10 protein-coding genes are annotated in these 13,237 nt (G+C 43.4%); 8 read left to right on the top strand and 2 right to left on the bottom strand.

Translation table 11 applies throughout. The annotated features are described in order from the left end of the window. Window positions 1-223: 223 nt before the first annotated feature. The 7 genes from C1X04_RS14125 (at window position 224) to C1X04_RS14095 (ending at window position 10,291) form a co-directional block, all read left to right on the top strand. The gene (locus C1X04_RS14125; RefSeq protein ID WP_110577336.1) at window positions 224-742 is read left to right on the top strand and encodes an Hcp family type VI secretion system effector; all 519 of its coding nucleotides are present in this window, start codon (window positions 224-226) and stop codon (window positions 740-742) included. A gap of 195 nt (window positions 743-937) precedes the next feature. After that, window positions 938-3,058 carry a type VI secretion system Vgr family protein gene (locus tag C1X04_RS14120; protein ID WP_137170293.1) on the top strand — a complete coding sequence of 707 codons (2,121 nt, stop codon included), beginning with the start codon at window positions 938-940 and terminating at the stop codon, window positions 3,056-3,058. Between the two features lies 1 nt (window position 3,059). Further along, complete coding sequence (locus C1X04_RS14115) at window positions 3,060-3,584, top strand: DUF4123 domain-containing protein (protein ID WP_175404952.1); 525 nt, start codon at window positions 3,060-3,062, stop codon at window positions 3,582-3,584. Further along, window positions 3,581-7,267, top strand: coding sequence for a LysM domain-containing protein (locus C1X04_RS14110; protein WP_137170291.1), 3,687 nt, complete (start codon window positions 3,581-3,583; stop codon window positions 7,265-7,267). The genes C1X04_RS14115 and C1X04_RS14110 overlap by 4 nt, the downstream gene beginning before the upstream one ends. A gap of 17 nt (window positions 7,268-7,284) precedes the next feature. Continuing rightward, window positions 7,285-8,283 (top strand): hypothetical protein, encoded by a 999-nt coding sequence (locus C1X04_RS14105; RefSeq protein WP_137170290.1) that lies wholly within the window; start codon window positions 7,285-7,287, stop codon window positions 8,281-8,283. Between the two features lie 18 nt (window positions 8,284-8,301). Beyond that, entirely contained in the window at window positions 8,302-9,231 is a 930-nt protein-coding gene (locus C1X04_RS14100) for a hypothetical protein (RefSeq protein ID WP_137170289.1), read from the top strand. Window positions 9,232-9,301: 70 nt separating this feature from the next. Beyond that, entirely contained in the window at window positions 9,302-10,291 is a 990-nt protein-coding gene (locus tag C1X04_RS14095) for a tetratricopeptide repeat protein (RefSeq protein ID WP_137170288.1), read from the top strand. 378 nt (window positions 10,292-10,669) lie between these two features. On the opposite strand, the gene C1X04_RS14090 is transcribed toward C1X04_RS14095, so the two are convergent. After that, complete coding sequence (locus C1X04_RS14090) at window positions 10,670-11,713, bottom strand: formylglycine-generating enzyme family protein (protein ID WP_137170779.1); 1,044 nt, start codon at window positions 11,711-11,713, stop codon at window positions 10,670-10,672. Window positions 11,714-11,866: 153 nt separating this feature from the next. Here C1X04_RS14090 and C1X04_RS14085 point away from each other — a divergent pair, with 153 nt between their 5' ends. Beyond that, window positions 11,867-12,115, top strand: a complete 249-nt coding sequence (locus C1X04_RS14085) for a hypothetical protein (protein WP_137170287.1) — start codon at window positions 11,867-11,869, stop codon at window positions 12,113-12,115. Between the two features lie 71 nt (window positions 12,116-12,186). Here C1X04_RS14085 and C1X04_RS14080 read toward each other — a convergent pair whose 3' ends face one another. Then, window positions 12,187-13,236 (bottom strand): SUMF1/EgtB/PvdO family nonheme iron enzyme, encoded by a 1,050-nt coding sequence (locus C1X04_RS14080; RefSeq protein WP_217494971.1) that lies wholly within the window; start codon window positions 13,234-13,236, stop codon window positions 12,187-12,189. Window position 13,237 lies beyond the last annotated feature (1 nt).

Here is a 13,237-nt window from a genome sequence, read left to right as displayed (position 1 = left end):
CCCCCTGCTGGTTTTTTATTAGAGGGGCTTTTTCTTCATCTAGCAAACTCTTGCTCGCTGAGCGGTTTTTTGCCTAACTCTAAGCAAAGTCTTGCTCGCTGGTGGCTTCGACTTTTTTAAGTCTATGAAAGTATTGGGTATTTTGGTTTGGCATCTATATTGCTCTTCTGGATAGAGTGTTCAAGAACACGTTTTTACTATTTTACGAATAAGGAATTTTATTATGCCAACGCCATGTTATATCTCTATCGAAGGTGAATCTCAGGGTCTGATCACTGCGGGCGCTATGTCTGTTGATTCTATCGGTGACGTGGGCTTGGAAGGCCATGACGACGAAATGCTGGTGCAAAAGTTCGACCACAACGTAACGGTGCCAACCAACCCTCAGTCTGGCAACCCATCTGGTCAGCGCGTTCACAAACCATTCAAATTCACCGTTGCTCTGAACAAAGCGGTTCCACTGCTTTACAACGCCTTGTCTTCTGGTGAAAAACTGCCAAAAGTGGAATTGAAATGGTACCGCACCTCTGCGGAAGGCAAGCAAGAAAACTTCTTCGTAACGGCGCTTGAAGGCGCGGTTATCGTGGACATTCATTGCGAAATGCCACATTGCCAAGACCCAGCAATGGGCAACTTTACACAAAACCTAACGGTCTCTATGGCTTACCGTAAGATCACTTGGGATCACATCAACTCTGGTACGTCTGGTTCTGACGACTGGAGTAAGCCAATCGAAGCGTAAGCTTGTATTGGTACGGGCCGCCTGTTCACTCAGGCGGCCTTTTTGCGTATTAATGGTTCACAATTCTTACGCAATTATCACGATCTTCGGGGTAGATGGTCTGTTCTGAACGTGAATAATGGACTGTTTAAGATGCGCACTTCACGACTTGCATTCTACACATTGGATTGACCCGTCATAACAAAGGAAACTGGTATGGCTACATTGACGTTTACATTGGCACTCGACGGAATAGAAGAAGACACCCTCGTCGTTCGAGAATACCAAGGGCATGAATCGATCTCTGATTCTCTGCTGAAAGACGGTTCGCCTTGTTATGGCTTCCGTTATCAATTGTCTCTTGCCAGTCGTCAATCGGATCTGTCTGCCGACACCATCGTCGATAAAAGCGCGGAGTTACGCCTGTTTCGCAATGGCGAATTAGTACAACGTGTGCACGGCATCGTGCGTCATTTTGAAAAAGGCGACACTGGGCACAACTTCACCTACTACGGCTTAACCCTCGTTCCTGCACTGGAACGTTTGTCTTTACGTCACAACAGCCGTATTTTCCAAAAGAAAACCGCCCAAGCCATCATCACCCAACTGCTGGATGAGATGGGCATCACGGAACACCTTTTTACCACCCAAAGAACGCCCCTAGAGCGCGAGTTTTGCGTTCAGTACCGTGAGACCGACCTAGACTTTTTACACCGACTGGCCGCCGAAGAAGGCTGGGTCTACTACTTCACTCACGAAGAAGGCAAACACCTGCTGCACTTTGCTGATCAAAGCCAGTTTTTACCTAAATACCCCACACCTATTCCATACAATGTCTTAGCCGGTGGTGGCTCAGACGATCTTTACATCTCCACTTTGACACACCACACTCAAAGCTTACCAAGCCAAAGCACACTGAAAGACTACAGCTTCAAAAAGCCCGATTACCGTTTCTTGCACCAGCAAGAGGGCGAGAACATGGATTACCAGCTGCCCAATTACGAACACTTCGATGCCCCAGGGCGTTTCAAAGACGACGTGACAGGCAAAGCCTTTTCTCGCATACGCCTAGAATATCTACGCCGTAGTGCTCGCACTCTCGTGGGAAAAAGCAACCACGCTGGCATCCAAGCTGGCATGAAAATCACCATCGAAGGGCACAACGAAGACACCATCAACCAAGAATGGTTGCCGGTCTGGGTCGAACACCACGGCACCCAACCGCAAGTCTTGGAAGAAGAAGGCCAATCTGGCAGCACCACCTACAACAATCGCTTTATCTTCATCCCTGCCACCACCAACTGGCAAGCGACACCACAACCCAAACCGAGTGTCGATGGCCCCATGATGGCCACGGTTGTTGGCCCTGAAGGGGAAGAAATCTTCTGTGACGAACACGGACGCGTCAAACTGCACTTCCCATGGGACAGATACAGCGAAGCCAACGATCACAGCTCCTGCTGGGTACGCGTTTCCCAAGGTTGGGCAGGCAATCAGCACGGCATGATGGCCATCCCGAGAATCGGCAGCGAAGTCATCGTCAGCTTTTTAAACAGCGACCCAGACCAACCGATTGTTACCGGACGCACCTTTAACGCCAAAAATACGCCGCCATACCTTCTACCGGACAACAAAACCAAAACCGTATGGCGCAGCGACACCCACCAAGGGGAAGGCTTCAACGAGATCTCATTCGAAGATCAAGTCGACAATGAAAAAGTCTATGTACACGCGCAAAAAGACCACGAAACCGATGTCCTCAACGACAGCATCAGCCACATCGGCCATGACCAACACAGACAAATCGACAACGACCGCTTCACCCAAATCGGCGGCGAAAACGGCACAGGCAACGACCACCTGACCATCAAGGGCGAAAGTCGCCACAAGATAGATAAAGACCAAACAATCACCATTGATGGCAGCTTGCAGCAGAAGGTCGGCAAGATCTCGGTACTAGAAGCAGGTGAAGAAATACACATTAAGAGCGGTAACAAAACCGTGATTGAAGCCGGCGCAGAAATAACCCTCGCCGCGGGCGGCAGTTTTGTGAAAATCGACGGCGGTGGTGTCCACATGGTCGGCGCCGCTATCAACCTAAACGCAGGCGGTGGCGCAGGATCGGGTAGTGGGTTTAGTGAACTATTGCCATTGTTGCCGGGTGGTATTGTTTCGCCACTTGCACCTGAGAAATTATTACTCGCTCCACACAGTCCGAGTGTAACGGCAGCCTTACCTGCGGTTGCTGAGTTGGATTTACCTGTGATGGAGCTCTGCCAGAGACAGGCAGACGGAGCCTGCGCAAAAGCGAACTGTACATGTATTCAGGATGCATAACATGAGTGACACTCAACTTTACTTGGTAATCGACACAATTCGTGTGCCCGAAGCAGCACAGGTGTGCGCCAAGCACGAAATTGAATATGGCAAACTTTATTTGGGAACTCAGTGGCAGGCACAAATAGACAATAGTCCGCTATGGATTAAGCTTCATCAAGAGGATTATGTCTGGCAGCAATGGCAAACTGATAAGCGATGGGCAAGCAGTAGCCTCTGTTTTGAATTTGAGGGAACCTTGCTGAAAGCTGAGGTAATTAATTCTCTGCAACAGCATATTACCATCACCTCTGAAGACGGACGTTTATTGCTGTTTCGGTTCTATTCTCCAAAATCTCTTATGGCCGTTTTACCGCATTTAGATTCAACTCAAATATCTGCGTTGTGTGGATTGGCACGTGAATTACACGTTTCCCCGTTGGTAATGGGGGCGGAAGCTTTATTGCCTCTAACCAACCCGTCTGATTCTCCGACCCTAGTACCACTCATGATTAGCAAGGAATTAGCTGAGGAATTATTATCGTGACCAAAATTCACATGATTAAAAAGGGAGAGACCCTCTCCTCATTGGCAAAGCTCTACAATACAGACGTTATGACGCTGCAAAAGCTCAATGCCGATCAGATAAAAGACATCAACTTAATTTATACTGGCGATGAATTGGTTACACCAGATGAATCGGCCTCTGCACAATGGCAACCTCAAGACAAAGAAATTGAAAATACGCTTCCGAATACCTTAATTACTCAATCAGAATGCAGTAAAAATGTGACTTTGGTTGATGTGCTATATGTGCCTTCTTTTCTTGGTGAGCAGGGCAAATCTGAGCAGAAATTTCTTTTTTTGGCTCAGGAAGCAGTTGATGCAGTGAAAGCAGAGCATGATCTTTGTGTTAAAGCGGTCACTATGCCGGATAATGTTTCTCGGGTCGCTGCGATGGGTGAGCTAGGTATTCTTGATGCATTTAACAGCTTGTCTCATGAAGTATTTTTGCGAATGAATGACAGCAAAGAAAATACCAAGGACGCTGATAATTATCGAGAGGCCTTGTTTGTAAAAGCGTTGTTGAGTAGGCAAGTTGAAATTGAGCCAGAAAATTTAACCTTTCCTGAAGATAATCGGGATATTGGTGTCAGCGGTATAAAGCGTAAATTAGAGATTAAAGAGCGGCTACACAACAGACAAGAAGAAACTCTAGAACGAATGTACTGTAATCTTTATGGGGACAATTTTCGTCAATTCCCCAATGTGTTAGAAAATTATGAGGTCGCACGTACGAATCTAAAAAATCGGTATCGTAGAGCGTTAATTAGCTTGCTTCATGATGTCTTCGAGGATGTTGAAGATAAAGTGGCGGATTATGAAGAAAAAGCTAAGAAAATCGCAAAGTCCGTCAAGCTTCCTCAGGGGGAGCTCAGCTATGAGTTTTCCGAGTTCGGTTATTATTCTTCCGCAAAAGGTTCTGCTGTATTTCAGTTGTTAAATACAGTACGTGAGTACCGTCAACGTGCGAGTATTGATGTGCCTGCAGATATCAAGGATTTAAAATCTGATACGGAAATCGTCGATTTGGATCGGGTTGAAGAGTTCTATTCCAAATGGAAAAATCACAGTGACTCAATTATTCGCAAGCGTTTATCTGAAAGAAGTGCGGCTAATTGGTATATGGTACGTACAGGGTATTCTGCTGATAGGCTAAAACTAGATTTTACTCAGCATGACGTCGATTACTCTACACTCATGTCGCATATTGTTGGGTTGAATCTGCTTTCTGTGGCGATAAAAGAGCAATGTCTAACAGAAGAACAGTTGCTGGCTGGTAAAGCGGATGTGAACCGCGTTCGTGAAAAATTTGAAAATCAAATCTCAACCTTGAGTCAACTCAAGTCTGCGTTGTCAACAATTGATGTTGATAAATTAGGGTATTATCCCGCGTATGTTTTGCAATTGTTAATCGTGCGTGAAGTGGCAGAAAGGATTGAAGCCTTCAAAAATCTGGTCGGTAAGAATCAAGAATATGTTGCACAGGTGAGCGATATCTTGCCCTATGCACATCAGTGCCAGGCGCGTATTGATTTTCTGAGGGAGTGTGCAGAAACACAGAAGGGCAAGCCACAGCTTTACTATAGGGTTGAAGGGGCCAAATTTGCTGACCAAGTTTTAGAGCAGCAGCCAATGCAGCTCATCTGGGACGAGCATGACTATCAGCCGGAAAACCTAACCAATCAGTTATATGCGACTAACAGTAATGCACAGTGCCATATTGTTGAATGTGCATTAGCCAGTGCACCAAATAAGCTTTTGTATATCCGTTCTAATCATGCTGTTCTGAGTGACAAGCTATCTCAGCACAAAAATTGTGTGGTGGGTTATCAGTTCTCTCCGGTAGGTGGTGCGACTGGCGGCGGTAATATGAAGGCAATTCCTTCATTGAAGGATAAGAAGAAAGAGAAGGCTCCTGGATTTGTTGATATGAAGAAGCTTTCGGCGAGCCTAGAAGCCAAATATGGCAACATTTTGTCTTGGTCTGGAGGCAAAAAACTTGCTGACGTAGAGGATGTGGCTTGTTTCCCATGGTTTAAAGAAGACGTCAACCTGTTTGGTGTGGAAGGTGGTGCGGACTTGAGTGCGTCGGCGCAATTCATGCGGTTTGTTTGGACTGGGGGCGGCTCTATTTCGGTAAAGAAGGATCTTGTCTCGGGGAAGAAGAGCGCTGCTGCCAACTATGACCTTATTAAAACCGGTGTGGATGTGGCGGCTGGTCAGAGCAGCATTACGCTGACATTACCGAAAAAAGAAATGCCGCTTAAGTTGCCATATATACATAGCGGTACAGATGCCAATGGTAATGCGCTGCCGGAGACCAAGCAGGAGCGAAACATTGGTTCTTTTCAGGTTAAGATAATAGGCGCTGTTTACGGTTCGATAGCGGCAAGCCTGCATTTGTCGACAGAATTGGATATTGGTAACACCGCAAATGGTTTGTTTGGGGTGCGGGGAACGACGCCGACAAGTTCGAGTTTTGCTAACTTTTCAGCTGGAGACGAGCCGGCTAAAGTAGAGGGTAAGGCCTTTGCTGGACTAGAAGTGGGGGGCTCGGTAAATTGTGAGTTTAACTGGAAACCGACCGCTACAGACGCCAAAAACCTTAACCTGAAACATGACTTTTTAAACTTGTTCAAAGTGGGTGGCGGCGTTCGAGGAACCTTGGGTATTGGTGCAGAATGCACTTTTACTCTAACGTTCAATGGCAGTCGCTTTATCGTCATGTTTAATGCAGGAGTGACTAAGGGGATTGGTTGCGGTGGGACAATCTCAGCCGAGTTGAACCCGCAGAGTATGGAGGCATTTTTGAGTCTGTTATTGTCCATTAACAACAGCAGTAGCTTTAAGCGTTTTGCTTTTTTTGATGAACAAGGCAAAGACGACGAGACATTTAAAGCGTTGAATAGCGTGATGACGGTGGCTATCTCGTTTGGCTTATCAGCGGGGGTTGTAGCGATGTTGCCGTTTAAACTGATACGTGAAATGGAGTCGCGAGCACTGGAAGAAAGGAATGCGGGGTTTGTAGCAAACTTCATCAACAACCCAGACTATACCGACAAAAACGCTTCATGGATCAAAAACGCACTACCGGAAACGTTAGCTAAGCTGTTAACGGTATTGACGCATTATCATGATATTCCAAACAATTTTTATAATTGGGCATCTAAAGAAGAAGCTGATTCGATGGCAGAGCAAAACGCCGCTCAGAGTAATGCCATATTACAGATTTTTAAATGGTTGGGGGCTGAATCAACGATTCCGAACGCCGCGCAACTGGATCGATTTGAAAATGCCGTGCAACGAATGGGGCTAAAAGACCCCACCTCTTTAGATCCAGGTGAGAAGTGGGAAAAGTATGCAGAAAATCTAGTGAAGATAAAACGCTTTTTTTCCTTATGTGTTAGTGAAAAATATGATGACTATGAGTTAAAGATAAATAGAACGTTATATAACACCTCAATGATTAGGGATTATCAGAGTTTTGTTCTTTATATTGGACGGATGACTTCTAGACATCAATTATATATGAAAGCGGATTATAGATATAGCAGAGCTAAAAGTTTTGACTTTGCTGATTATAACTATAAGTCCTCTAGAGATAGCTATTCTATGGTTGATCAGGGATATGAAATTATGGATTGGCAAAAAGTTAATAGATATTAACTAGGGAACAGAATTATATGATGAAGTTATTAAAAATACTAAGCTGGGGATTACTTTCGGTTGCGTGTAATGTTTCAGCTGAAACCGTTAAGGAAGGTTTAACCTTATATAACCAAAAAGAGTTTAATGAGGCGAAGGGGATCTTTAAATCTTTAGCTGAGCAGGGGGATGCCCGTGCCACATTTTGGCTGGGAGTTACTCAGTTTCGAACAGGGGAGCAATTTGAAGCAGGCTCGTCGTTACATAAAGCTGCAGAGGCGGGTGATCCATGGGCGATGCACTTAATGGTACCCAGTTATAATGGTTACTGTGATTATTTAGGGTGGCCTTGTAATGAAAGTTGGATGGACAAAGCCATCGCTGGTTGGAAAAAACTGGCTGATAATGGTGATGGTAACGCCATGTACGCGTTGCTTCGCTGGGGGGAGAAGCCATGGTGGTCATATGTACCGATTTTGAAGCAAAAGAAATACGGTGAACTGGTGGAAGAAGCTGTCAAAGCTGGCGGTTATCGAGCGGCTAGCTTTAATGCTGGTATTCCTATAACGATCGAGAAGCGTACAGAATTATTAAAATACGAAGCCAATAAAAATTATGCTCCAGCTATGTTGGGGTTATACTCTGTTAACAAAAATCATATGAAGTTAGATCTGGATATATCTCAGTTTTTGGAAAGAATGTTACTTTTGGGCTGGAGTGGCGTAACATTGATTTTTGAGTTGGAACAGAGTTTGCCACGTATAAAAAGCTTTTCTGATATAGAGGCTTTGTCTGATGAGGATAAAAAATTAATTTCAGATTTATATTACTACTCTTTAATCAATAAAAGAATAACAGGTGATCAATATTTTAATACGACCGTTAATATTTTTAATGAGAAAAATGAGTTATTTGTAGTAGATTTATTAACAGAAGGTGAAAAGAAGAGAATCGAAGAAAAAGCAAGAAAATTCCTTGTTGATTTTAAAGTGAATTTATTTATCGATGAGGCATCGAGTGTACACGCTTTGCTTTAGGCAATTTAGTGAGATGATTTGAGTAATAATATCCAGTTTGTGTTTAACGAGGCGAAAGCTATCTTTGAGACTTTAGCCGAGCAAGGAGATGCTCGCGCTATGTTCTGGCTCGGTGTGACTCAATTCCGAACAGGGGAGCAATTTAAAGCAAGTGTTTCATTGCATGAATCGGCAGAAGCAGGAAACCCATGGGCGATGCATCTCATGGTGCCAAGCTATAATGGCTATTGTGATTATCTGGGTTGGCCTTGTGATGAAGGTTGGATGGACAAAGCCATAGCTGAGTGGAAAAAACGTGCCGATGAAGGTGATGGTAAGTCGATGTATGCGTTATTGCGCTGGGGGGAGAAGCCATGGTGGGCGTATGTGCCAATTTTGAAGCAAAAAAAATACGGTGAGTTGGTTGAAAAGGCTGTCAAAGCGGGAGGTTATAAAGCGGCTAGTTATAATATGTACATACCAATCGATATGAAAAAAAATATTGAATTACTAGAGTATGAAGCAACACAAGGTTATGCGCCTGCCATGATGGATTTGTATTATATTAATGATTCAAAGAAAGTTGATATTGATAATAAACTTTCGTTGGCAAAGAGAGCATTGTCTCTAGGTTACAGCGCTGGTGCATTTAGTCTTTATTTTCATTTTAGAGAGAAATTGCCAAGCATAGATACTGAGTCTGATATTGAAAACCTATCTCATGAAATGAAAGAAAATTATAAGAGAGCTTATTATTATTCATTGGTTGAAAAATATTTTAGTGGAAGAGATAGAAGTTTCATAATAAATAAAAGAGTTGTAAATAATAAAGGGGAAGAAGTTTATATGGATGTTTTGTCAGAAGATGAGATGAGAAAAGTTGAATTAAAAGCAAAAGAATTTACAAAAGACCTACCTGTTAATATGTTTTTGGATGATTCAACTGTAGGCGAAATGGTTGCACGGTGATTTATTAGAGAGATTTTTCTTTTTAGTAAGGCTGAGCGACAGCTAATCTGTTCGGTAATAGTGTGAAAAAATGTCAAAATGGTTAAGCTGCATATTATTAGTAATTACATGTAATATTTCAGCTTCAACAGTGAAGGAAGGTTTAGCCTTATATAATCAGAAACAGTTTGATGAGGCGAAAGCTATCTTTGAGCCTTTAGCCGAGCAGGGAGATGCTCGTGCCATGTTCTGGCTCGGTGTAACTCAATTCCGAACAGGGGAGCAATTTAAAGCGAGCGCTTCACTGCATGAAGCGGCTGAGGCGGGTGACCCATGGGCGATGCATCTCATGGTGCCAAGTTATAATAAGTGGTGTAGTTATTTGGGTTGGCCTTGTGATGAAGGCTGGATGGACAAAACCATCGCAGGTTGGAAAAAACTGGCCGATAATGGCGATGGTAATGCCATGTATGCGCTGCTGCGTTGGGGCGATAAACCATGGTGGGCATACGTGCCCATTTTGAAGCAGAAGAAATATGGCAAACTGGTAGAAGAAGCTGTCAAAGCTGGCGGTTATAAAGCAGCTGGGTTTAATGCTGGTATTCCTCTAACGATCGAGAAACGTGTTGAGTTATTAAAATATATAGCCAGTAAAAATTATGCTCCAGCTATGATGGGGTTATACTTTGTTAACAAAAATCATATGAAGTTAGATCTGGATGTCAATGAGCTTTTAAAGAAGATGTTGTTTTTGGGGTGGGGGGGGCAAACATTAATGTTTGATTTGAATAAAAATTTACCACCTTTAAAACGCTCTTCTGATGTAGAGGCTTTGTCTGATCAGGATAAGAAATTAATTTCAGACTTATATTATTACTCTTTAATTAATAAAAGAATCACGGGGGATTTGTATTTTAAGCCATATATTGATTTTCGTAATGAAAAAAATGAACTTGTTAAAGTGGATCTGTTAACGCCAAATGAACAGAAGAGAATTGAAGAGAAAGCAAGAAAGTTCCTTGTTGATTTTAAAGTGAATATGTTCATTGATGAAGCATCGAGTGTGCATGCTTTGCTTTAGGTAACTTGTAACCTAGTTAGATGTAATAGAGATGCTTCGAAGAGTAATAGTTAGCCTGTGTTTGATTGTTTCTTTTAATGCCTTCGCGACGACAGTTGACGAGGGCGTTGATTTATTTAATCAGCAGAAATATAAGGAAGCTATACATATATTTGAGCCATTAGAATCATATTCTGGATGGAACTCAACAAAGGCAATTTAACAGTTGGATCGCTTGGGTAGCAGAAGAGCAAGATGATGTAAACCGAAGTGAAGCCATGGCATTTCAACCTTTAACTGGTAAGGCCTTCGAGAACAAATTACAGACACTGTAAAAGAAAGATACAAAATCAGCATATAAATGGACGTGTTCGCATCCATTTATATGCTTCATTGAGCTTAAATAGGTGTTTTTTGTTGTAAGGCGCAACGAAAACCGTACATCGAATAATACTTATCCTTATCTTCCCCAATGTGGCGTGCAGTAACAATAGGTCTGTCATCCTGCCAACCTCTTTGCACTTTATTAGTGCCTGTAGCAGGGCCTTGTGGGTCGTGTTCTGGAGAATTAGCATAATAGTCGGCAGAGAACCAGTCATTGACCCATTCGGTAGCGTTGCCCCCTAGGTCATAAATGCCTAACGGGTTCGCTGGCCAACTGCCTACGTCATTAAAGGCATCGCTGACTCTAGGATAGTTCCATTCTTCTGGTGACCAGTCTTTCCATATTTTCTGATTTTTACTGTTTCTAATATAGCGGCCATCACCTTTTGGTCTTATGTGGCCATCGTTGGTGGCGTAATAGATGTTTTGTCCGCGGTTACGTGCTGCATATTCCCATTGGGCTTCTGTCGGCAAGTCAAAAGGGTAATTAGTAATGTCTCCTAACCAAGTGCAATAATCTTTTGCTTCTTGCCAAGTTTTGGTTGGGGTGGGTCTTTTTAAGCGCCTATCATTGAGTTCTTCGTTAATTAATGGCAGTTGGTGAGCTAAACGGTAGGCGTTCATGTCGTAGTAAGTGGTTTCAAACTTAGCTAAAGAATAGTTACTCAGAGTTACTTTATGCAGATTAATCGTACCATAACGTTGACTGTTGACGTTTGACGCACACTGTACATTCGGGTTCCATTCTGCCAGAAATAAGTTGTCCATTTCGCAGGGCATACCAAAATCCCCCATCATGAAGCTGCCACCTTCAATAAACACCATGTTATCAATGGCTTTTACCGCCACATCTAAAATGTGATGCTGTAGTCCTGCATCTGCATTAGGGTATTTTTCAGCTATGGTCTTTTGAATCTCCACGACTTTACTGCCATCAATTACCTTGCTTTCTACAGAAGGCGTTTGCGAGCAAGCCATAAGAGACACCAGCAATGGTGTGGCTAAGGCAAAGCGGGTTAGAGATATCTTTACAGTAGGGAAGGTGCGAAACAATGTCATCATTCATCCTTTAATGTCTGTTTCCCTTTATTATAAAACAGCGAAAATTAGAAAAGAACGAAGATCGCCCGTGAACTGTCAGGTCTATGTAAAAGTTGTTTTATTGTTATCGACTGGCAGTATCGGCGTAAGTTTGGAGAGGTGTTAGCACATATGAACCCCAAAGGCGAAAAGCAAGCTGGGGATAAGATACTGTTTGATAATTTAGATCGTATTAACGCCATATTGGCAGAAGACCAGCAGGATCAGTTCAATGATTGGATTAAGTGGTTGTCTGAAGGTGAAGATGATATCAATCAGCGATACCTTCTGGCATTTACCTATAAAACCGGGTCAGCTTTTCAAAACAAACTGTCATTAGTTGCCCAACAAATTAGTGATGTTCCTAGTTTCTATGCCTAAGTAAACTTAACGTATAGCCCCACTTGGCTTATTAGTCGAGAAGGAGGGGCTATACGTTTATGCCGTCTCAGTTATATTAAAGGGGTTGTTTGTTGTAATCCACACCGAAAACCATAGGCAGGATAATAGTCATCCTTTTCTTCTCCGATAAAACGGTTCATGACAAAAGGTTGATTTCCTTGTCCTCCTCTTTGTACTTTGTTGGTACCTGTTTTGGGGCCTTGAGGGTCGTGTTCCGGAGATTGTTGGTAGTAGTCAATGGAATACCAATCATTAACCCATTCCTTTGGACCGCTGCTAAGGGCATAAATGCCCAGAGGGTTAGGGGGCCAGCTGTCCACATCATTGGCATAGTCATTTGTTTGGGGGTAATTCCATTCCTCTGGTTGCCAGTCTTTATAGTAAGTGGAGCCATCGGCTCGTTTGATATAGCGTCCTCTATTTTTAGAGCGCACTTCACCGTCGTTAGTTGCGTAATAAATATTTTGTCCGCGGTTACGAGCGGCGTATTCCCATTGGGCTTCCGTTGGGAGGTCAAATGGGTAGCCAGTTAGCTCCCCCAGCCAAGTGCAATAGTCTTTCGCTTGCTGCCAATTTTTTACTGGGGTGGCTTCTTTGAGTCGTCTAGTATTAAATCTAGCATCAATTAATGGTAGGTCATGGGCTAAACGATAGGCATTCATGTCGTAATAAGTAGTTTCGAACTTGGCCAGCGAATAGTTACTTAAGGTGACCTTGTGTAGGTAATTGGATCCATTTGCTACACTGGCGATGGAGGACATACAGCTAGCACCGGGTTCCCATTTCGCCAAATGGATGTCTACGTCCATGTCACAGGGCATACCAAAATCCCCCATCATGAAACTGCCGCCTTCAATGAATACCATGTTATCAATGGCTTTCACGGCCACGTCTAGTATGTGATGTTGTAGTTCAGCATCGGCATTAGGGTATTTTTCAGCGATGGTCTTTTGAATCTCCACGACTTTACTGTCATCAATTACCTTACTTTCTACAGAAGGCGTTTGCGAGCAGGCCATAAGAGATACCAACAATGGCGTGGCTAAGGCAAAGCGGGTTAGAGATATCTTTACAGTAGGGAAGGTGCGAAACAATGTCATC

This window comes from Marinomonas sp. FW-1 (assembly GCF_005222245.1).
GTDB classification, from domain to species: Bacteria; Pseudomonadota; Gammaproteobacteria; order Pseudomonadales; family Marinomonadaceae; genus Marinomonas; species Marinomonas alcarazii.
This window is presented reverse-complemented; position numbering and strand designations above follow the sequence as displayed.

What these genes read in the sequence shown, in the direction of transcription:
- C1X04_RS14120 (WP_137170293.1), top strand. Translation starts at nt 938, where the DNA reads ATGGCTACATTGACGTTTACATTGGCACTCGACGGAATAGAAGAAGAC.
- C1X04_RS14105 (WP_137170290.1), top strand. Translation starts at nt 7,285, where the DNA reads ATGATGAAGTTATTAAAAATACTAAGCTGGGGATTACTTTCGGTTGCG.
- C1X04_RS14085 (WP_137170287.1), top strand. Translation starts at nt 11,867, where the DNA reads ATGAACCCCAAAGGCGAAAAGCAAGCTGGGGATAAGATACTGTTTGAT.
- C1X04_RS14090 (WP_137170779.1), bottom strand. Translation starts at nt 11,713, where the DNA reads ATGACATTGTTTCGCACCTTCCCTACTGTAAAGATATCTCTAACCCGC.
- C1X04_RS14095 (WP_137170288.1), top strand. Translation starts at nt 9,302, where the DNA reads ATGTCAAAATGGTTAAGCTGCATATTATTAGTAATTACATGTAATATT.
- C1X04_RS14080 (WP_217494971.1), bottom strand. Translation starts at nt 13,236, where the DNA reads ATGACATTGTTTCGCACCTTCCCTACTGTAAAGATATCTCTAACCCGC.
- C1X04_RS14115 (WP_175404952.1), top strand. Translation starts at nt 3,060, where the DNA reads ATGAGTGACACTCAACTTTACTTGGTAATCGACACAATTCGTGTGCCC.
- C1X04_RS14125 (WP_110577336.1), top strand. Translation starts at nt 224, where the DNA reads ATGCCAACGCCATGTTATATCTCTATCGAAGGTGAATCTCAGGGTCTG.